This is a genomic window from Erythrobacter sp. SCSIO 43205 (assembly GCF_019904235.1).
In the GTDB taxonomy this organism is placed as follows: domain Bacteria; phylum Pseudomonadota; class Alphaproteobacteria; order Sphingomonadales; family Sphingomonadaceae; genus Erythrobacter.
Genome location: NZ_CP063202.1, coordinates 1,221,654 through 1,240,691, shown reverse-complemented (window position 1 = coordinate 1,240,691; position 19,038 = coordinate 1,221,654). Strand labels below are relative to the sequence as shown.

General features: G+C 58.1%; 19 protein-coding genes. 12 read left to right on the top strand and 7 right to left on the bottom strand.

All coding sequences use genetic code 11. From position 1 onward, the window contains the following. Positions 1-4: 4 nt before the first annotated feature. Positions 5-1,264, bottom strand: coding sequence for a beta-ketoacyl-ACP synthase II (gene fabF / locus INR77_RS05780; RefSeq protein ID WP_223073002.1), 1,260 nt, complete (start codon positions 1,262-1,264; stop codon positions 5-7). Between the two features lie 144 nt (positions 1,265-1,408). Continuing rightward, positions 1,409-1,645: an acyl carrier protein gene (locus INR77_RS05775; protein ID WP_223073001.1), complete on the bottom strand. Its 237-nt coding sequence runs from the start codon at positions 1,643-1,645 to the stop codon at positions 1,409-1,411. Between the two features lie 300 nt (positions 1,646-1,945). Here INR77_RS05775 and INR77_RS05770 point away from each other — a divergent pair, with 300 nt between their 5' ends. Beyond that, complete coding sequence (locus INR77_RS05770) at positions 1,946-2,380, top strand: PA2169 family four-helix-bundle protein (RefSeq protein ID WP_223073000.1); 435 nt, start codon at positions 1,946-1,948, stop codon at positions 2,378-2,380. 191 nt (positions 2,381-2,571) lie between these two features. On the opposite strand, the gene INR77_RS05765 is transcribed toward INR77_RS05770, so the two are convergent. Both INR77_RS05765 and aspS read right to left on the bottom strand, forming a co-directional pair. Then, complete coding sequence (locus INR77_RS05765) at positions 2,572-3,561, bottom strand: tetratricopeptide repeat protein (RefSeq protein WP_223072999.1); 990 nt, start codon at positions 3,559-3,561, stop codon at positions 2,572-2,574. Positions 3,562-3,628: 67 nt separating this feature from the next. Beyond that, positions 3,629-5,425, bottom strand: coding sequence for an aspartate--tRNA ligase (aspS, locus tag INR77_RS05760; RefSeq protein WP_223072998.1), 1,797 nt, complete (start codon positions 5,423-5,425; stop codon positions 3,629-3,631). 192 nt (positions 5,426-5,617) lie between these two features. Here aspS and rnd point away from each other — a divergent pair, with 192 nt between their 5' ends. Both rnd and INR77_RS05750 read left to right on the top strand, forming a co-directional pair. Continuing rightward, entirely contained in the window at positions 5,618-6,832 is a 1,215-nt protein-coding gene (gene rnd, locus INR77_RS05755; protein WP_223072997.1) for a ribonuclease D, read from the top strand. Then, a complete protein-coding gene (locus INR77_RS05750; RefSeq protein WP_223072996.1) occupies positions 6,829-7,725 on the top strand; it encodes a hydrogen peroxide-inducible genes activator in 897 nt (298 codons plus the stop codon). The genes rnd and INR77_RS05750 overlap by 4 nt, the downstream gene beginning before the upstream one ends. Here the strand turns inward: INR77_RS05750 and queF are convergent. Next, positions 7,722-8,189 (bottom strand): preQ(1) synthase, encoded by a 468-nt coding sequence (queF, locus tag INR77_RS05745; RefSeq protein ID WP_223072995.1) that lies wholly within the window; start codon positions 8,187-8,189, stop codon positions 7,722-7,724. The genes INR77_RS05750 and queF overlap by 4 nt on opposite strands. Positions 8,190-8,345: 156 nt before the next feature. Here queF and INR77_RS05740 point away from each other — a divergent pair, with 156 nt between their 5' ends. The 9 genes from INR77_RS05740 (at position 8,346) to INR77_RS05700 (ending at position 16,919) form a co-directional block, all read left to right on the top strand. Further along, positions 8,346-9,530 (top strand): hypothetical protein, encoded by a 1,185-nt coding sequence (locus INR77_RS05740; RefSeq protein WP_223072994.1) that lies wholly within the window; start codon positions 8,346-8,348, stop codon positions 9,528-9,530. Positions 9,531-9,596: 66 nt separating this feature from the next. After that, positions 9,597-10,451, top strand: coding sequence for a sulfurtransferase (locus tag INR77_RS05735; protein WP_223072993.1), 855 nt, complete (start codon positions 9,597-9,599; stop codon positions 10,449-10,451). Continuing rightward, complete coding sequence (gene metC / locus INR77_RS05730; RefSeq protein ID WP_223072992.1) at positions 10,448-11,647, top strand: cystathionine beta-lyase; 1,200 nt, start codon at positions 10,448-10,450, stop codon at positions 11,645-11,647. The genes INR77_RS05735 and metC overlap by 4 nt, the downstream gene beginning before the upstream one ends. Further along, positions 11,647-12,765, top strand: a complete 1,119-nt coding sequence (locus tag INR77_RS05725) for a mechanosensitive ion channel family protein (protein WP_223072990.1) — start codon at positions 11,647-11,649, stop codon at positions 12,763-12,765. Before metC ends, INR77_RS05725 begins: the two co-directional genes overlap by 1 nt. Positions 12,766-12,866: 101 nt before the next feature. After that, positions 12,867-13,622 carry a uroporphyrinogen-III C-methyltransferase gene (cobA, locus tag INR77_RS05720; protein WP_223072988.1) on the top strand — a complete coding sequence of 252 codons (756 nt, stop codon included), beginning with the start codon at positions 12,867-12,869 and terminating at the stop codon, positions 13,620-13,622. After that, complete coding sequence (locus tag INR77_RS05715) at positions 13,619-13,918, top strand: DUF2849 domain-containing protein (protein WP_223072986.1); 300 nt, start codon at positions 13,619-13,621, stop codon at positions 13,916-13,918. The genes cobA and INR77_RS05715 overlap by 4 nt, the downstream gene beginning before the upstream one ends. A gap of 115 nt (positions 13,919-14,033) precedes the next feature. Next, positions 14,034-15,665, top strand: a complete 1,632-nt coding sequence (locus INR77_RS05710) for a nitrite/sulfite reductase (protein WP_223072984.1) — start codon at positions 14,034-14,036, stop codon at positions 15,663-15,665. Beyond that, positions 15,658-16,125, top strand: a complete 468-nt coding sequence (locus INR77_RS05705; protein WP_223072983.1) for a DUF934 domain-containing protein — start codon at positions 15,658-15,660, stop codon at positions 16,123-16,125. The genes INR77_RS05710 and INR77_RS05705 overlap by 8 nt, the downstream gene beginning before the upstream one ends. A gap of 2 nt (positions 16,126-16,127) precedes the next feature. After that, positions 16,128-16,919, top strand: coding sequence for a phosphoadenylyl-sulfate reductase (locus INR77_RS05700; RefSeq protein ID WP_223072982.1), 792 nt, complete (start codon positions 16,128-16,130; stop codon positions 16,917-16,919). An 82-nt stretch (positions 16,920-17,001) separates the two neighbouring features. Here the strand turns inward: INR77_RS05700 and INR77_RS05695 are convergent, their stop codons facing one another. Both INR77_RS05695 and proB read right to left on the bottom strand, forming a co-directional pair. Continuing rightward, positions 17,002-17,916, bottom strand: coding sequence for an NAD(P)-dependent oxidoreductase (locus tag INR77_RS05695; protein WP_223072981.1), 915 nt, complete (start codon positions 17,914-17,916; stop codon positions 17,002-17,004). Beyond that, a complete protein-coding gene (gene proB / locus INR77_RS05690) occupies positions 17,913-19,034 on the bottom strand; it encodes a glutamate 5-kinase (RefSeq protein WP_223072979.1) in 1,122 nt (373 codons plus the stop codon). The genes INR77_RS05695 and proB overlap by 4 nt, the downstream gene beginning before the upstream one ends. Positions 19,035-19,038 lie beyond the last annotated feature (4 nt).

The window sequence follows — 19,038 nt, the reverse complement described above, 5'->3', positions numbered from 1 at the left end:
CAGTTTAGTCCACCTTCTGCATGACGAGCGATGCGTTGGTGCCGCCAAAACCGAAGCTGTTGTTGAGCACCGCGCGCACTTCGCGTTTCTTGGCCTTATGCGGCACAAGGTCGATGCCCTCGGTCCCTTCGTCCGGCGTATCAAGGTTCAAGGTTGGTGGTACGATCTGATCGCGCAGAGCGAGAACGCAGAACACCGCTTCGACAGCGCCTGCACCACCGAGAAGGTGCCCGATTGCGCTCTTGGTCGAGCTCATCGAAGCGCCAGAAAGCCCTTCGCCCAGCACGCGCTTAACCGCCGCCAGTTCTATCGTATCGGCCATGGTCGATGTGCCGTGGGCGTTGACATAGTCGATGTCGCCCGGACCAAGGCCCGCTTTCCTAAGCGCCATCTTCATCGCAAGCTCAGCACCCTTGCCCTCTGGATGCGGGGCAGTCACGTGATAGGCATCGCCGGAAAGGCCATAGCCGGTGACTTCGGCGTAGATTTTTGCGCCGCGCGCCTTGGCGTGTTCGTACTCTTCAAGCACGACCATGCCTGCGCCCTCACCCATGACAAAGCCTTCGCGGTCTTTGTCGTAGGGGCGGCTCGCCTCTTTCGGGCGGTCGTTATAGCTGGTGTTCAACGCACGAGCTTGCGCAAAGCCAGCGATACCAAGTGGGTTGATAGTGCTTTCCGCCCCGCCCGCGATCATGATATCCGCATCGTCCATCGCGATCATGCGCGCCGCATCGCCGATAGAGTGCGCACCTGTTGAACAGGCGGTGACGACCGAGTGATTAGGGCCCATAAAGCCGTATTTGATCTGAACCTGGCCTGTGATGAGGTTGATCAGACGTCCGTGCACGAAGTGCGGCGAAACCCGTCCAGGTCCGCGCTCGTGCAGATTGACGCTCTCTTTCTCAATGCCGGGAAGCCCGCCAATGCCAGAGCCGATGGAGCAGCCGACGCGCTCTTTTTGTTCATCAGAAAGGTCGGTGAGGCCAGCATCTTCGAGCGCTTGGCCCGCTGCGTCGATGCCGAGCACGATGAACGGATCAACCTGACGCTGGATCTTGCCGTCGACGCGCTTGTCCGGGTCAAAGCCCCAAGGGTGGTCCTTGTCTTTTACCTCGCAAGCGATGGTGCATTTTTGACCCTCGGTATCGAATCGAGTGATCGGCCCTGCGCCGCTTTCACCTGCCAGAAGATTCGCCCAAGATGTCTCAACATCCCCTCCCAAGGGGGTGACAAGACCAAGACCGGTTACGACAACACGGCGCATTCAACACTCCATGCCCATTGGCGGGCGCTGTTTCGATTTGATCCAAATACAATACAGGCCCGGCGGCCCCTATCAAAAGGGCCCGGGCCTGTCGGTCAGCCGCCTGATTAACAGGCAGGCTGAAAGCGAAAAGCCCGTGCGGGCTTAGCCTTGAGTTTCTTCGATGAATTTGGTCGCATCGCCGACAGTTGCGATCTTTTCAGCCGCATCGTCGGGGATTTCCACGCCAAACTCTTCTTCGAAAGCCATCACCAGCTCGACGATATCAAGGCTGTCTGCGCCCAGATCATCGATAAAGCTTGCTTCTTGCGTAACTTTGTCTGCTTCGACGCCGAGATGTTCGACGACAATTTTCTGCACGCGGGTTGCAGTATCGCTCATGTTTATCCCTCTTGAACTGTGGGGTGTGAAACTTGTTTCTTGCCCCTAGAGGCGGGTTTCATCAAGTGCAAGTCAAGATGCGCGAAAGGATGTGAAATCCCGTGGGGATCGAGCGGGCCTTTGCGACCGCTCATCTCGGCTTTGGGGCCCTAAAACGGTCGAATACACGAGCCATCGCAGCTCATGAACGGCTCGGCGAACGCATGGAACGAATGGCCAGGCTCACCCGTTATCCTATTGAAAGATCGGCACATTCGGTTGTCGATGCTGGTTGAATACCAACCCCGAATAAGGAGAACCATGAACAATATCGAACTTTTGAAATCGCTTACACAAACCACTTATGACTCGGTCGAAGGCTATCGCCTCGCACATGAAAAGACCGATAACCGCGCGCTCCGCAATGCGTTTGAGCGCCGCATGGACCAACGCCGACAAACGCTTGAGATGCTGAACAATGCACTCGCGAAGAATGGCGAAACACCGATTACGACAACCAGTGTCGCCGGTGATACGCATCAGACTTTCCTGACAATTGTCGACAGCCTGACTGATGGTGACGACGCGGCGATCAAGCGTGTGGATGAAGGTGAGGAGTATCTTGCCGGGAAATTCCGCGAAGCTATGGAGCGTGATGACTTGGATGCGTCGGCGCGCATGGTCATCGAAAAGGCATCGCAGGATGTCCTTGCAGGCGACAGATTTAGCACGATGCTTGAAGAGCAATACGTCTAACGCTGCGAGCAATCGCAAGTGGGGACTTGCGGTAAGAGCGTAGAGCGCGCTCCCCGATGGGGCACGGTCACGTCGGGTTGAGCGGCGCTCCGCTCATATCTTCAACTAAAATCCCCAGCCAACCTTGGCGTGTGGTCCCCTGCCTGGGATCGCGCGCCTTTTTCATGGGCAATGGAAAGGCGGTTTTCGAGCTAAAGTGCGTCGCGCAGCGCCAACTGCTCTTCGGCCCTCATCCGGCTGCGGACGCTGCGAATGCCATCGGTGGGATAATCGCGCCCCGGATCAGCCATGAGAGCGCGATCGTAATATTCGAGCGCGTCTTCCAAACGCCCTGCACTTTCACGGCACAGGCCGATGTTGAAGAGAACCGAAACATGGGTCGGGTTCGTCGCCTCAAACGATTCAAACCCGTCGCACGCCAGTTCCTCGTTATCGTCTGTCAGTTTCACAGCGTTGCGAAAGGGCTTGCGGTCTTCTTTGCGCAAATTCTTGCGGCTCTCCATCACTCGAATACCTTCGCGCCGCTCAATCGGAGCAAGGTCGCGGCGAATATCATCCGCCATCGCATCAATCAGTGAATTCTCCATGTCGAGAATGGACGGCACATAATCGCTATCGGCACAAAACCGCTCTATCGCGACGCGGGGCTCGCTGTGAGAGTAGAGCTGCTCTCCAAACGCGCCAGTGAGCAAGAGGCGCGGGTCCACGCGAACGGACAGCTCCCGGCACTCAATCCTGACCTCGCGCCGCTCCACACATTTGTCATCATTGTCACGGCGGACACATTCGCGCTTTTTCTTAGGCTCCACCTCGCGCTCGATCACCTCGCTGCGCACGCTGCCACGAAGCTCCGCATCGGCGGCCAGTGGGTGGCTGGTGATGGTGCCATCCTCCCCCTCAACCTGTACCTTCGCATCGCGAAGAGCGCTCGGGGTAATGATGTTGAAATAGGGTTCACCCCGGATAATGACATTGCCGAGCCTATCGGTAAGCGCGAGTTCGAGATCCTGTCCAAGATCGCCTTGGAGTTGATCAATCACGATCAGCTCAAGGTCAGGCGGCAGATCGGCTCGTGCAGAATACACGCCTTCGACCGTGATGGTTTCCGCCGATGCTCCATGCGCTGCGCCAAGGGCAACCAAGGCCGCCACTGCTTGTCCAAAACCACTCCGCTTAAACAAAAATGCCCCCTATTCAAAAACCACGCTCGGTCTGAATAGGGGGCAATTTACGTCAAGTGAATGGGGGTCAGCCTTCCTGCGTCTTCTGTTTCTGGGGCTGCTCCACAAGGCGCAATGCCAACTCGCGAAGCTGCGCAGGCGTTGCTTTGGATGGTGCGCCCATCATCAGATCCTCGCCCTTCTGGTTCATCGGGAAAGCGATAACCTCACGGATCGCCTCTTCACCGGCGAGCAGCATCACGATCCGGTCAATACCCGGAGCCGAGCCACCGTGCGGAGGTGCGCCGAGCTTGAACGCTTCGATCATGCCGCCGAACTCGGCATCGACGGTCGCATTGTCATAGCCTGCGATTTCGAAGGCTTTGTACATGATTTCCGGCTTGTGGTTCCGGATTGCACCTGAGGACAGCTCATAGCCGTTGCAGACAATGTCGTATTGCCACGCCTTGATGTCGAGCGGGTCCATCGTTTCCAAGGCTTCCATCTCGCCTTGCGGCATGGAGAACGGGTTGTGCGAAAAGTCGATTTTCTTCGCCTCTTCGTCATATTCGAACATCGGGAAGTCGACGATCCAGCAGAATTTGAAGCAGTTCTGCTCGATAAGCTCCAATTGCTCGCCAACTTGCGTGCGTGCAGCGCCGGCGAGTTTGGCCGCGTCCTTCTCTTTGCCCGCAGCAAAGAACAGGCCATCGTCCGGGCCAAGGCCAAGCTCGTTGTAAAGCTCTTCCATGCGCTCTGGCCCGTGGTTCTTGGCGATGGGTCCGCCAAACTCACCGCCTTTGCGCGTGACATAGCCAAGGCCAGCAAAACCTTCGCTGCGCGCCCAATTGTTCATATCATCGAAGAACTTGCGGCTCTTGTCGGCTGTGTTTGGAGCCGGGACCACGCGAACCACGCCGCCACCGCCAACGATCTTTTCAAACAGGCCAAAGCCCGATTTTTCAAAGTGGCTGGTGACATCTGAAATGATCAGCGGGTTGCGAAGGTCAGGCTTGTCGGTGCCGTATTTCATCATCGCTTCGGCATAGGGGATGCGCGGGAATTCGCCCGACGGCGTCACGTCAAAGCCGCCTGAGAATTCCTCGAACGTGCCCGCAAGCACCGGCTCCAACGCCTGAAACACGTCTTCCTGCGTCACGAAGCTCATTTCAAAGTCGAGCTGGTAGAACTCAAGGCTGCGATCAGCGCGAAGGTCTTCGTCGCGGAAACACGGCGCGATCTGGAAATAACGGTCAAAGCCCGACACCATCAGCATTTGCTTGAACATCTGCGGCGCTTGGGGGAGCGCATAGAAGTTATTGGGGTGCATCCGGCTTGGCACCAAGAAGTCGCGAGCGCCCTCTGGCGAGGAAGCCGTCAGGATCGGCGTCTGGAATTCGGTGAAACCTTGCTCGGTCATGCGCTTACGCAGCGATGTGATAACCTGGCTGCGCAGCATGATGTTGCGGTGCATCGTCTCGCGCCGCAGGTCGAGAAAGCGATACTTCAGGCGAATGTGCTCTGGATATTCCAGCTCATCAGCAACCGGCAGCGGAAGCTCTTCGGCAGCAGATTGAACCGTAATCGCGCGGGCAAACACTTCGATCTCGCCAGTCGTAAGCTTGGGGTTCACCGTGTCAGCCGAGCGCGCCTTTACCTCGCCATCAATCGTCACCACCGATTCAGCGCGAAGCTTGTCCAAGACCGCGAGCGCTGGCGAATCTTCGTCAGCGACAATCTGCGTAATGCCAAAGTGATCGCGCAAATCGACGAACAGAACCCCGCCAAAGTCGCGTTTGCGGTGGACCCAGCCCGACAAACGGACGGTTTCGCCAACATTTTCAGCAGAAAGCTGTGCGCAATTGTGGGTACGATAGGCGTGCATCTAAATTCTTGTCCTGTTTGTATGTATGGCGCTAAGGGCGCATCCAAATAATTCAGCGCATCAAAGCCGCTGGGATATTGGCGCGCTAACAGGGCATGGACATAGCTTTGTCAAGTCGTGTGGCACAATGAGGTTTGGCTCCGTGAGGAGCCGAGGGCGGCACTCCGCCCAAAAGACAAGAAATGACGGTATATGAAGATACACGATCTTATCACCACATCAGACGCTTTGGCGGACCTGTGTGAACGCCTCTCGAAATCGGAATTCGTCGCAGTTGACACCGAATTCATGCGGGAAAACACTTATTGGCCTGAGCTGTGCCTTGTACAGATCGCCAATACTGAAGAGGCCGCAGCGATTGACCCGATGGCCGAGGGCATCGATTTAAAGCCTCTGCTCGATCTTTTGACCGACAATGACGAAGTGCTCAAAGTCTTCCACGCTGGCGGACAGGACGTTGAGATCATCGTCAATATGACCGGCAAAACGCCTCAGCCGGTGTTTGACACGCAAATCGCGATGATGGCGATCAGCCAGTCCGAGCAAATCGGCTATGCCAACCTTGTTGATCATTGGCTGGGTATTCAAATCGACAAGGGCGCGCGCTTCACCGATTGGAGCAGGCGCCCGCTGACTGATCGTCAGATCGAATATGCGATTGGCGATGTGACGCATTTGTCGAAGATTTTCCCTAAGATCCTCAAAAAACTTATCAAAACCGATCGTGGCAATTGGCTGGATGCAGAAATGGAGCGCCTTGCCGATGCCTCCAATTACATCACAGACCCCAGCCAATCGTGGAAGAAAATTCGCCAGCCGGGGCGCAATCCCTTGGTCCTTGGCCGGCTGAAAGATCTGGCGGCTTGGCGTGAGGGTGAGGCGCAGCACAAGGATATTCCGCGCGGGCGTATCATGCGCGATGAAACCCTTGCTGACATCGCCTCGCATCCGCCCAAAAAACAGGCCGACCTTGCCAAGGTGCGCGGGCTTTCAGGCGCGTGGCGCGACAATGATATTGGCAAGCGATTGATGAAGGTGATCGCAGATGCAGAGCCTTTGCCCAAATCCGAAATGCCGGAGAAGATGAAGCGCGGCGCACCGCTTGGTAGAGAGGGCGCACTGGTCGCTGACCTTCTCAAATTGCTCCTCAAAATCCGCGCGCGCGAAATTGATGTGGCCGCCCGCCTCCTCACCCGCGCTGACGAGATGGAGGCGTTGGCCGCTGGTGTGCGCGACCTCAAAGTGCTCGAAGGCTGGCGCTATGACGTCTTTGGCAAGGACGCGCTTGAACTGGTCGAAGGTCGCCTCGCCTTTGCTGTCAAAAGCGGCAAGCTGGTGATGACCCATATCGACGATATGCAGGCCAGCATGGAAGAGGGCCAGGAGGCAGAGGAAACCGCTTCATGAGCACCTATCTTCCCACGATCAAGCAACTGCAATATCTCGTCTCTCTGCATGAGCACGGGCATTTTGGCCGCGCGGCCGATGCAAGCTTTGTGTCCCAATCAACGCTTTCAGCTGGCATTCGCGAACTGGAATCGCTGCTGGGTGTGACGCTGGTGGAGCGTTCGCGCCGAGTGGTGCGCTTCACCTCTCTGGGTGAGCAGGTGGTTGAAAAGGCAAGAGAAGTGCTGCGTCAGGCCGAGGAACTGGCCGATCTGGTTCAGGCGGCGGGCCAGCCGCTTTCGGGACAACTGCGCATGGCCGTGATCCCGACCATCGCCCCATTTATGATCCCGCGCATATTGCCGCGTCTTAGAAAAGAGCGCCCTGATTTAAAGCTCATGCTGCGCGAAGAGGTGAGCCAGGATGCGATTGAATCGCTCCAGCACGGGCGCGTTGATTGCGTGCTGCTCGCCCTTCCCTTTGACACGGGCGAAGTTGAGACAGCGAAGATTTCCGATGATCGCCTGTTCGTGGCCTTTCCCAAGGACGATCCGCGGATGCCGCCGGAAACCGTTGACCCGGACCTGCTGGATTACGGCAGCCTGCTCCTCCTTGAAGATGGACATTGCCTGCGCGATCATGCGCTGGCTGCGTGCAACCGCTCTGAGCTTCGCGCAAGTGCGGGGATGATCGGCACGAGCCTGCACACACTGGTTCAGATGGTGGACAATGACTTGGGGCTCACCCTGCTGCCGGAAATGGCACTGGATGCAGGGATTTTGTCAGGGACCGATGTTGTCGCCCGGCCCATGGAAAGCGGCACGGCAAAGCGCGAGATTGCGCTTGTCTGGCGCAAGAACTCTCCGCGTGAGGCAGATTTCAGACTGCTTGCCGAAGAGCTTAAAGCCGGTTAGCCGCGCCCGCGATAGGGGGCGACACCTTGATCGGGCAGCCAAAGCCCTTCTGGCGGCGTAGCTGTCTGCCAAAACACATCAATGGGAATGCCGCCGCGCGGATACCAATATCCGCCAATACGCAGCCATTTGGGCTTCATTTCGTCAGCGAGCCGCTGGCCAATGCCCACCGTCACATCCTCGTGAAAGCCGTTGTGATTGCGGAACGAGCCAAGGAAAAGTTTCAGGCTCTTCGATTCCACGATCGTTTCGCCGGGCGCATAATCGATCACGAGATGGGCAAAATCGGGCTGATCCGTCACCGGACACAGAGACGTAAATTCAGGCGATACGAAGCGGATGCAATATAGCGTGCCCTTGCGCGGATTGGGCACGTAATCGAGCACCGCCTCATCAGGTGATTGCGGCAGGCTGGTTTGCTTTCCCAGAAATGCGGGGGCTTGCTGATCGTTTTCGCGTTCCATGCTGCGCCCTTGCCGCGATTGAAGCGGTGTTGCAAGCGTCAAGCGGAGCCTTGCAGATTTGCGCTTTGTGTTACAATTGTGTCTGTCTTGCCGGGCCTCGCCCAATTCACAAAGAGCGGGCGTCGTCGCTGCAAGACAGGAAAACGGGGGTTTGGGGTGAAGCGCGGCCAATTGTTCCAGATTGGTTTTCTTGCGGCTGGATGCGCGGCTTGGCGCAGGTGCTTTGCGTCTTTCCTTTTTGTGTTTTGCGTGATTGCTCCCGGCGAACCTGCGACTGCGCAGCGGGCGGAGAATCAAGCTTCCGCATCGCCAGCGAGCGAAGAGGAGGCAAGGCCCGGCTTCGATGCGTTGCTGGAGGAAAGTCAGAACCTTCCGGAAAAATCGCCAGAGGGCTGGTATGATGTGGACGATGCGGCAGCAACTGGCGCACGCCAGCCCGGTCTTGCTACAAACACCGGTGAGGCCATCGCGCCGCCGCGCTCTGATTGGGCGTTTCTTGATCGGCTTCAAGAGGAAAAAGAGGCAGCGATTGCGCTCTTTCTTTTGCTCGCGCTTCTGGTGGCGCTGATTGTGTGGCGGCTGATCCATAAAAGGCGCCAGACCCGCGAAATCAACGAATGGACCACCCCTGTCCTCACCACCGGAATTCGCGCATCCATGGGAGCCAATGTGCTCGACGAAGCAGAGGGGCAAACGGGTGAAGATGAGCCCGAAAGCGGGGGGGATGAGCAATTAGAAGAGGCAGCCGAACCTGAAGCTGAGCCCGATTCTGAACCCGCTCCAGAGCCCAAAGCAGAGGCATTGCCGCCGCAAGCCAATCAAGCCCTGACCCCTCGCACAGCGCCTGCGCGCACCATTACCAGCAAGCCGCTCGATATCGATCTATCGCTCGACATCATTACCGCCTCGCGCAGCGTCATGCAGTTGATGGTGGAATTCAGCCTTGAGGTTTTCAACCGGTCGCATACCCCAATCCACCGCCTTACCGTCGCTGCCGAACTTGCCTGTGTGAACGAGGGGGCAGCTGCTCCTGCACCGGTCGACAAAACACAGCCGATCGGCGTGATAGAGCGCCTCGCCCCGCAGCAAAACCGGCGCATCAAAGGCTATCTCGAACTGCCAGCTGAACAGCTGAGCGCCATTCAACAAGGCGAGCGCCCGCTCTACATCCCGCTCGTCCATTTTCGCATAGCAGAGCACAATCAGCCCGCTATCAAACGCACCTTCGTTCTGGGGATGCCCAGCGCCTCCAGCGCAACGCGGGTTCATCCTTTGCCGCTCGATGCGCCGCCCGGTCGCTTGCCGCTGCTTCGCGCGCAACTTATCAAGCAGCCCGGTTAAGCGCGAAGCAGCGGGAGGCGACCGGGGGCTTGATCGCGCGATGCGCGCGGCCTAGCACCTTTGGCGATGAGCAATCCTTTCCCAAGCCTTGTTTCGACCCAGTGGCTGGCCGAAAACCTTGGCGCAGCAGATCTGGTGGTTTTAGACGCCTCGCGCCACTTGCCAGCGGCGGGGCGTGATGCGAGGGCTGAATTTCAGGCCGCGCACGTACCGGGCGCGCATTTCCTCGATCTGGCCGCGTTCACCGACACCACTTCGAGCGTACCGTCGGCCCTGCCCCGGCCTGATCAAGTGTCGCAAACCCTTGCACAATTGGGTGTCCCTCAAGGCGCTCGGATTGTCCTTTACGATGACAGCGCGGTCAAAACCGCAGCGCGGGGCTGGTTTGCCCTTCGGCGCTGCGGGGTGGCCAATGTTGCCCTGCTCGATGGTGGACTTGGCAAGTGGCGAACAGAAGGCCGTGCGATGGAAAGCGGTGAGACACAGATTAAGCCTGCCGAGCCGGCTCTCCTTAGCGCAGGTGTCGCTGCAGCAACGAAGGCACAAATGCTCGAAAATCTCGAAAGCGGCGATGCCCAAATTCTCGACGCACGGGGCCCCGACCGCGTTTTCGGCAGCAGCATTGATCCTGTGCACGGCGGGCAGAACGGTCGTATTCCGGGTTCGCTAAACTTGCCATTCGGTGAAGTTTTCAACGCCGATGGAACTTTCAAATCACCCGATGATCTTAAGGACGCGTTTGAAGACGCTGGCGTTGATCTTTCTCGCCCTCTCATCACCACCTGTGGCAGCGGCGTAACTGCAAGTGTGCTGCTCTTCGCGGCACATCTCGCCGGGAAAGACGACGTGCGTCTTTACGATGGAAGCTGGCAGGAGTGGGAGGCTGATCCCGCAACCCCCAAGGAACAAGGACCACAATGAGCGCATCTGACAAAGACGTCGGCAAAGCCACACGCCTTGCCCATGCCGGACGGCGTAGCGAGTGGACCGGCCGCGTGGTGAATACGCCTGTATGGCGCGCCTCCACCCATCTTTACGCAAGCGAGGCTGATCGCAAGGCAGCAGGCGGCGCACAAAAGGACGGCGAATTCTTCTACGGCAGGCGCGGCGCACCAACGCAGTGGTCGCTTGCCGAAGCGCTCACCCAGATTGAGCCGGGCGCGCACGGCACCGTCCTTTACCCCAGCGGCGTTGCCGCGATTGCGGGGTGTATGCTGGCGGTGCTGCGACCCGGTGACCATTTGCTGATCACTGATAACGCCTACGATCCCTCACGCAGCATGGCCACCGGGCTTTTGAAGCGATTGGGCGTCACGCACAGCTTCTTCGATCCGCTCGACCTCACAGCGTTTGAGGCTTTGGTAACAGAGAAAGCCCCCCGCGCCGTTTGGCTGGAAAGCCCCGGCAGCCTCACCATGGAGGTTTGCGACGTACCCGCTCTTGGAAAAATCGCAAAAGATGCGGGCGCTATCACCATGATCGACAACACATGGGCAAGCGCTCTTGGCTTTGCGGCGCTCGAACATGGCTGCGACATCACCATGCAGAGCCTTTCCAAGCACGTTGGCGGGCACAGCGACCTTATGATGGGTTCAGCAAGTGCTGGTGAACGCTGGTACAAGGCGCTGCGCCGGACGAGCCATGAGTTGGGTCAAGTTGTCTCCCCTGATGATGCAGCGCTCGCCTCGCGCGGCCTGCGCACGATGAAGGTCAGGCTCGAACAATCCTGCGCCAGCGCCCTCAAAATTGCCGATTGGCTGTCTGCGCAACCACAGGTCGAAAGTGTGCTTTGCCCGATGCTGCCCGGCAGCCCCGGACACGAAATTTGGAAGCGTGATTTTACCGGCGGATGTGGTCTGTTCAGCTTTGTCCTTGCCAGTGATGATCCGGAGGCAAGCGGTAAAGTGGTCGACGCGCTGCACCATTTCGGCATCGGCTATAGCTGGGGCGGATTTGAAAGCCTTGCCCTGCCGATCTATCCCAATACGCACAGGTCGATTATGCAAACGGCTGACAAGGCTGGCGAAAAGCCCGCCATTCGCCTATCCATCGGACTTGAAGATGCAGAGGACTTGATCGCGGATCTCGCCAATGCCTTTGCCAAAGTGGATGACTAATGACTGCAAACGCGCCTGATATTACCGAAGTAACCGACGCTGTTCAGGAAGCGGGTTCTGGAGAAGAACCAGCAAACGCCGATGCTGAAAGCGCTGACGCGACTGGTGAAGAAGGCGCATCTTCTACCACCGAGGCCTCCGAAGCGGCACAGGAAGAAGTGGTAAAAGTCGCCGAAGGGGCCAAGGAAGAATTGTCCGCGACAAGCGACACTCTGGGCTCGCTCATCGACACTCTCGACAGCTGGGCCTTTGTGCTTGGCGATGTGCGTATATCGGTTTTCGACGTGGTGTTCCTGCTCGCCACAATCGGCCTCGTCATCACCGCTGCGTGGTTCGTCACAAAGCTGGCGCGCAACCTTATCGGACGGGTTAAGGCGTTTGACGGAAGTCAGCAATTGCTTGCTGAAAAGCTTGCGACCATCGCCATTTGGACGGTCGCATTCTTCGTCACGATCGACCTTATTGGCATCGATTTAACCGCGCTTGCCGTTTTTGGCGGTGCCTTTGGTCTGGCGATTGGTTTTGGTCTGCAAAAGACCTTCGGCAACCTCATTTCGGGCATTCTCTTGCTGCTTGATAAGTCGATCAAACCCGGTGATGTCATCTCCGTTACCGATCAGGCCGGACAAGAGGCGGTCGGGCAAATCCGCAAGATTGGCATCCGCGCAATCTCTGTCATCACCCGCGACCAGACCGAATATCTCATTCCCAACGAACTTTTGATGACCAATCAGGTCGTTAACTGGTCCTACTCCAGCCGCGATGTGCGGGTAAGAGCGCCCGTGGGCGTGTCCTATGACAGCGATTTGGACCTTGTCACCGATCTGCTTTATCAGGCGGTCGACGAAACCGACCGCATCCTTGCAACGCCAAGGCCGCGTGTAAACCTGATGGGCTTTGGCGATAGTTCGGTCGATTTCGAAATCCGTTTCTGGATCAAAGACCCCGAAAGCGGCCTCGCAAATATCCGCAGCGATGTGTATATGCGCCTGTGGCAATTGTTCAAAGAAAACAACATCGAAATCCCCTTCCCACAGCGCGATTTGCATCTGCGTTCATCGAAACAACTCGATCACCTTGTCGAACTTGTCAGCAGCGGCAAAGTCTCAACCGACTAAAGGCTTTGTTTGCGCAGCGATGAAGGCGCGAAAGCTTTCCTTGCCCTCGCCCAACCCATTCTCGCTGGCACCTTCGCGATTGCGCGGCCATTTGGTCAGCCATGGAATACGGCACCATCTTTCTAGTGGGCGCAGGGCCCGGTGATCCCGATCTTTTGACGCTGCGCGCAGCGCGGTTGATCGAACGGGCGCAAGTGATTGTGCACGATGGCCTTGTCAGCCCGGAAATCATGGCGATGGCACGGCCTGATGCGCGGCTTATCTCAGTCGCGAAGAAACGTGCGCGGCACACTTTGCCTCAAGACGACATCAATCTTCTGCTCGTGCGCGAGGCGAAGAAGGGTCACGATGTCGTGCGCCTTAAAGGCGGCGATCCGCTGATCTTTGGGCGCGGTGGTGAGGAAGCCGAACTTGCCAAAGCGCACGGCGTGAAGGTCGAGATTGTGCCCGGCATATCGGCTGCGAATGGTATGGCTGCTGCCACCCATATTGCCCTCACCCACCGCGATGCGGCCAGTATCGTCAGCTTTGTCGCTGGCCAGTGCAAAGGATTGTCGGATCAGGATTGGTCGGGCCTTGCAGGAAAAGGGCGCACTTTGGTGATCTATATGGGCGTGAAAACCGCACCGCAGATCGCTGAGAAACTGATGGCGGATGGTCTGACCCCCGATGTGCCAGTTGCCGTCGTCGAAAACGCTGCGCGCGCCGATATGCGGGTCGTGCGCGGGCCGCTGGCGGGTCTTCCCGACCTCGTGGAATCCCACAAGATCAAGAGCCCGGCGCTCATCGTTATTGGCGATGTGACGGCGCGCGAAGACGCTCACCTTGAACATATAGCGCTGGAGGCGCACCAATGAGAGTTCTCACCGGAAACGACCTGAAAACCGGCGATGTGATTTGGTGGACCGGCACCGGCTGGTCGCGCCATGTGGATGATGCCGCTGATGCGGGCGAGCAGGCAGAGCAAATCCTTGCCACCGAAGAAGCGGCGCTGCGCGTCAATGTGCCTTATGTGATCGATGCGACCCGCGAAGAAGATGGCAGCGTGCGCCCTGCCCATATCAAGGACCGTATCCGCGCCCTTGGCCCCACGGTGCGCCCTGACCTGACGCTCAAACCCAAAGACCCCGAAGCGATTGACTGGGTAATCTGATGGAGTTCGCATTCACTTTCCGCTCCCCCGCGCAAGCGGGGGTCCAGAGCCACCACCAACTGGGCTCAAAACCCTGGATCCCCGCCTGCGCGGGGACGCGCAAGAGTTAAAGCTGATGTATCAATACGACAAATATGATCAGGCGATGGTAGACGCGCGCGTCGAGGAATTCCGCGACCAGGCCCGCCGCCGCCTTGAAGGTTCGCTTTCAGAGGATCAGTTCAAGCCGCTGCGGCTGATGAACGGGCTCTACCTTCAACTCCACGCTTATATGCTGCGCGTTGCCATTCCCTATGGCACGCTGAATAGTGAGCAGATGCACGCACTGGGCGATATCGCGGACAAATATGACCGCGGCTATGGCCACTTCACCACGCGGCAAAATCTGCAATACAATTGGATCAAGCTTGAGGATGCAGCCGACATCCTTGCAGACCTTTCCAAGGTCGAGATGCACGCAATCCAGACGTCCGGCAACTGCATCCGCAATATCTCAAGCGACCACTTCGCTGGCGCAGCCCATGACGAGCTTGTCGACCCGCGCCCCTATGCCGAATTGATGCGCCAATGGTCGAGCTTCCATCCCGAGTTCACCTACCTGCCGCGCAAGTTCAAGATTTGCGTGATCGCGTCGGAAAAAGACCGCGCGGCGATGCGCTTGCACGACATTGGCGTGCAAATCGTGAAGAACGATGCGGGCGAGCTTGGCGCGCGCTTTTATGCTGGTGGCGGTATGGGCCGCACACCGATGATCGCGCCGATGATCCGCGACTTTGTGCCGCTGGATCAGCTGATCACTTATGCAGAAGCCTGCCTTCGCGTCTACAACCGCTATGGCCGGCGCGATAACAAGTACAAGGCGCGCATCAAGATCCTAGTGCATGAGCTTGGCCGTGACGAATATGTTCGTCAGGTCGAGGAAGAATTTGCCCATATGCTGGATCAAGGCGTTGAACCGCCTCGTGAAGAGTTGGAGCGGATCAAGCCGTTCTTTGCCGATCCAGCGTTTGAGGATGGACCCAAGCAGGTTGATCGCTCTGACCCCGACTTTGCGCTTTGGGTCGACCGCAATACCAATCGGCACAAGCACGACGCTTACGTCAGCGCAGTGATTTCTTTGAAGCCTGTCGGTGGCATTCCAGGCGATGCGACCGGTGAGCAAATGCGCCTGATGGCCCGCCTCGCCAAACAGTACAGCTTTGACGAATTGCGCATCATGCACACGCAAAACGTGGTTTTGCCCCACGTGAAGATTGCCGATCTCCATGCGCTTTGGACCGAGCTTGAGGCAGCTGGCCTTGGCGCGCCCAATATGGACTCAATCGAGGACATTATTGCGTGCCCCGGCCTCGACTACTGCGCGTTGGCAAACGCTCGTTCGATCCCTCTTGCACAGCGGATTTCTGAACGGTTCGACGCCTCCGGCAAGACCGAAAAGCTGGGCGAGCTTAAGCTCAAGATTTCGGGCTGCATCAATGCCTGTGGCCACCACCACGCAGGGCACATCGGTATCCTTGGCGTCGATAAGAAAGGCCTTGAGAACTACCAACTCTCGCTCGGCGGTTCGGAGGCGGAGGACACGTCGCTCGCCAAGATCACCGGGCCCGGCTTCACCGAAGATGGCGTAATCGACGCGGTCGATAAAGTGACCGACGTTTATCTCGACCAACGCGAAGAGGGCGAGCGTTTCCTCGACACCTACCGCCGCATTGGCATGGCACCGTTTAAGGAGGCGCTTCATGGCTGAAGATCCCAAAACGGACTGGGGAACTAGCCCCGACGACGTGCAATTCCGTTTCCGCGATGACGAAGTGGTTGATCATGCCGCCGTCACCGTCGATTCCTGCTGTGATCAAACCAACGCAACCGCCGTTCGCATTGAACCGGGTGATGATGCACGCGTGCTGCTCCCGTTTCTTGAACGCCTTGCTCTGATCGAAGTCAACTTCCCAAGCTTTGGCGACGGTCGCGGTTATTCATCGGCGCGTATCCTGCGCGAGGCGGGCTATACCGGCGAACTGCGTGCGGTGGGTGATGTTGGTATTGACCAGCTTTCCCATATGCGCCGCTGCGGGTTTGATGCTTTTGCGCCCGATAAGCCGCTGAACGAAGAGGACGCGGCCCGCGCCTTTGCGACATGGGATAACGTTTATCAGGCAAGCGTCGATGGCCGGCGGACGATCCCCCAAATCCGGCATGGAGGCTAACTATGAACAAGCCGCAAGCCCCCCTCACCACCGATGAGGCGCAGAACCGCGCCATCGACCGGCTCGACGTGTCGCCGCGCTTTACCGAACATGAGGCGCTTCGCCTCAACAATATGTTTCGCGGTTCTTCGACGCAGGAAATGCTGAAGGCCGTGTTTGAAGGTTCGCTTGCGGGCGATGTGGCCACCGTTTCCAGTTTTGGTGCAGAGAGCGTGGTGCTTTTGCACCTGCTCGCAGAGGTTGATCCCAATGTGCCGGTGCTCTTCCTCGACACGGGCAAGCACTTTGCCGAAACGATCGCTTACCGCGATGAAGTGGTGGAGCACCTAGGGCTGACAAACTTACAAATTCTCGCTCCTGAAGAAGCAGACGTCCAAGCCAAGGATGAAAGCGGCTTACGCTGGTCCTATGACCCGGATGGCTGCTGCGAGATCCGCAAGGTGAAACCGCTGGAAAAGGCGCTTGATCGGTTCGATGCAAGTTTCACGGGGCGCAAAGCCTTTCAGTCATCGACACGCGCGAACCTGCCGCGTTTTGAGATTGATACCTCGGATGCTGCGGGCCGCCTTAAGATCAATCCGCTGATTGATTGGAGCGCTGAAGACATCGCGGCATACATGGAAGAGCATGACCTGCCACGTCACCCTCTTGTCGCCCGCGGTTTTCCGAGCATCGGCTGCGAGCCATGCACGCACAAGGTGGCGCCAGGCGAAGATCCGCGTTCGGGCCGCTGGAAAGGCTGGGACAAAACCGAATGCGGCATCCACAAGCCGGGCGAGGAACCGTTCCTTTAAGTATGTGATTTCCTGCGAAAGCAGGAATCCATCATCGGACTTTGGAGATGGGCTCCTGCGTTCGCAGGAGATCACGAGAGGCCTAAAGCCAGCCCTTTTCCTTGTACCACTGGGCAGTCATTTTCATGCCCGCTTCGCCGTCCCAAACCGCCTGCCAAATTGAGATCGGCGGCGCGCGGCGTAAGTCGCATACCCAATCTTTGTGGAGCATATAGCCGACACGGTCCTCGGTCAGCTTGGCCTTCCCTCCGCGCAAGAATCCGTCGAGCTTCGCGCCTAATTGCATCACCGCCGGGGGCAGAGGGGCCGCGACCGCATTAGGATTGCCCACCGCCTCGCCGATCAGCTTGGCCAAATCCTTATGCGTGTAACCATAGGCATTGTCGTCCCACGGCTCATAAGTCTGACCCTTTGTCTTTGGATCAACAGGCACCAAAGCCACCAAAAGCCGCGCCAAATCCTCGACATGGATCAGTGAACTCGCCCCTTCTGGCGGAACGGGAACAACGCCCAATTTTGCCGCTTTGAAGAGGTCAAGATAATCCTTGTCTCCCGGCCCATACACACCGGGAGGGCGCACGATTGTCCAATGAAGCCCGCTCGCCTCGACCAATGCCTCTGCACGCGCTTTTGATGCGCCATATTGCGAAAGGCTCGGCTCACGCGCGGCTAGCGATGAGACGAACACAAACCGCGCCACGCCTGCTTTCTTGGCTGCCTCAATCAAATTGGCAGTGCCAGTGACATTCGCCGCCTCGAACCGGCCAACATTGGGCGTATTGGTTAGCCCAGCGATATGAATGACCGCATCGCATCCCTGAACAAGCTCATTCAAAGAAGCCTGATCATCCAGCGCGCCCGAAACCCATTCAACCCCATCACGGGGTGCGGCGGGACGCCGGGTGAGCGCGCGGACCTTGAATGCTTTGTGCAAAGCCACATCAAGTGTCGCCTGACCCACAAATCCCGTTGCACCCGTGATCGCAATTTTCGTCATTCATGCACCATATGATCGCGGTGGACGACAGCGGCGCGCGGGGCATAGCCAAGCTTTGCTTCCTGCTCAGACCCCTGAAGCCCAAGGATCGCGCGACATTCATCGCTCGAATATTCGACCAATCCCTGCCCCAGCCGTTCACCCTTGGGGCCGTGTAAGGACACAAGAGCGCCGCGCCCGAACTCGCCTTCAATTTCGGTGAGGCCTGCGGCCAATAGGCTCGCGCCGCCTTTAAGCGCGGTCACACAGCCCGCATCAACCGTCAGCACGCCTTCTGGCGCAAGCCGCCCGCCGAGCCAGCTTTTGCGCGCGCTGTCACTGCGCACAGGCAGGAACACCGTTCCTCGGCCAGCCTCAGCCGCCGTTTTGATCGGGTGCGATTTCGTGCCATTGATAATCGCAAGCGCAATCCCGGCGCGTTCCGCAATGCGCGCCGCCTGAAGCTTTGAAAGCATCCCGCCTGAACCCATGCCAGACGAGCTTTCGCCGCTTGCCATGGCGATGATCTCCGGGCTCACGCCTTCGACCCGGTCGATGAGCGTCGCGCCATCCTCAGACGGTGGGCGGTCATACAGGCCATCGACATCGGACAACAGTAACACCGCCTCAGCATTGCCCGCCTGTGCAACGCGGGCGGCGAGGCGGTCATTGTCGCCAAAGCGGATTTCCTCGGTCGCCACGCTGTCATTTTCATTGACCACCGGAACCGCGCCCGTTTCCAGCAACCGATCAAGGGTCGCAGACGCGTTGAGATAACGCCGACGGTCCTCAAGATCGTCCAAGGTAACCAGCATTTGCGCGGCTATCATATCATGTTCGCCCAAAGCATTCGCCCAAAGCTGTGCCAAGGCGACCTGCCCTACACTTGCCGAGGCCTGCGCATCGGCAAGGCTCGCGCGTCCCCCTTTGGCAAGGCCAAGACGAGCAGCACCCAAGGCAATCGCGCCAGAACTGACGACAATGATTTGAGCACCCTTGGCCCGAAGTCCTGCCAAATCCTGAGCAAGCGTCTGGATCAGGGGCGCATTGGGGGCGCCATCGCGCACCAAAAGCGCGCTGCCGACTTTGACGACAATGCGCTTTGCTGTGGCCAAATCTGTGATCGACGTCAGCGCCATGGCG

Bases quoted from the DNA above. Each gene is read 5' to 3' on its own strand.
- fabF (WP_223073002.1), bottom strand. From the start codon at position 1,264: ATGCGCCGTGTTGTCGTAACCGGTCTTGGTCTTGTCACCCCCTTGGGA.
- INR77_RS05775 (WP_223073001.1), bottom strand. From the start codon at position 1,645: ATGAGCGATACTGCAACCCGCGTGCAGAAAATTGTCGTCGAACATCTC.
- INR77_RS05770 (WP_223073000.1), top strand. From the start codon at position 1,946: ATGAACAATATCGAACTTTTGAAATCGCTTACACAAACCACTTATGAC.
- aspS (WP_223072998.1), bottom strand. From the start codon at position 5,425: ATGCACGCCTATCGTACCCACAATTGCGCACAGCTTTCTGCTGAAAAT.
- rnd (WP_223072997.1), top strand. From the start codon at position 5,618: ATGAAGATACACGATCTTATCACCACATCAGACGCTTTGGCGGACCTG.
- INR77_RS05750 (WP_223072996.1), top strand. From the start codon at position 6,829: ATGAGCACCTATCTTCCCACGATCAAGCAACTGCAATATCTCGTCTCT.
- queF (WP_223072995.1), bottom strand. From the start codon at position 8,189: ATGGAACGCGAAAACGATCAGCAAGCCCCCGCATTTCTGGGAAAGCAA.
- INR77_RS05735 (WP_223072993.1), top strand. From the start codon at position 9,597: ATGAGCAATCCTTTCCCAAGCCTTGTTTCGACCCAGTGGCTGGCCGAA.
- metC (WP_223072992.1), top strand. From the start codon at position 10,448: ATGAGCGCATCTGACAAAGACGTCGGCAAAGCCACACGCCTTGCCCAT.
- INR77_RS05725 (WP_223072990.1), top strand. From the start codon at position 11,647: ATGACTGCAAACGCGCCTGATATTACCGAAGTAACCGACGCTGTTCAG.
- cobA (WP_223072988.1), top strand. From the start codon at position 12,867: ATGGAATACGGCACCATCTTTCTAGTGGGCGCAGGGCCCGGTGATCCC.
- INR77_RS05715 (WP_223072986.1), top strand. From the start codon at position 13,619: ATGAGAGTTCTCACCGGAAACGACCTGAAAACCGGCGATGTGATTTGG.
- INR77_RS05710 (WP_223072984.1), top strand. From the start codon at position 14,034: ATGTATCAATACGACAAATATGATCAGGCGATGGTAGACGCGCGCGTC.
- INR77_RS05705 (WP_223072983.1), top strand. From the start codon at position 15,658: ATGGCTGAAGATCCCAAAACGGACTGGGGAACTAGCCCCGACGACGTG.
- INR77_RS05700 (WP_223072982.1), top strand. From the start codon at position 16,128: ATGAACAAGCCGCAAGCCCCCCTCACCACCGATGAGGCGCAGAACCGC.
- INR77_RS05695 (WP_223072981.1), bottom strand. From the start codon at position 17,916: ATGACGAAAATTGCGATCACGGGTGCAACGGGATTTGTGGGTCAGGCG.
- proB (WP_223072979.1), bottom strand. From the start codon at position 19,034: ATGGCGCTGACGTCGATCACAGATTTGGCCACAGCAAAGCGCATTGTC.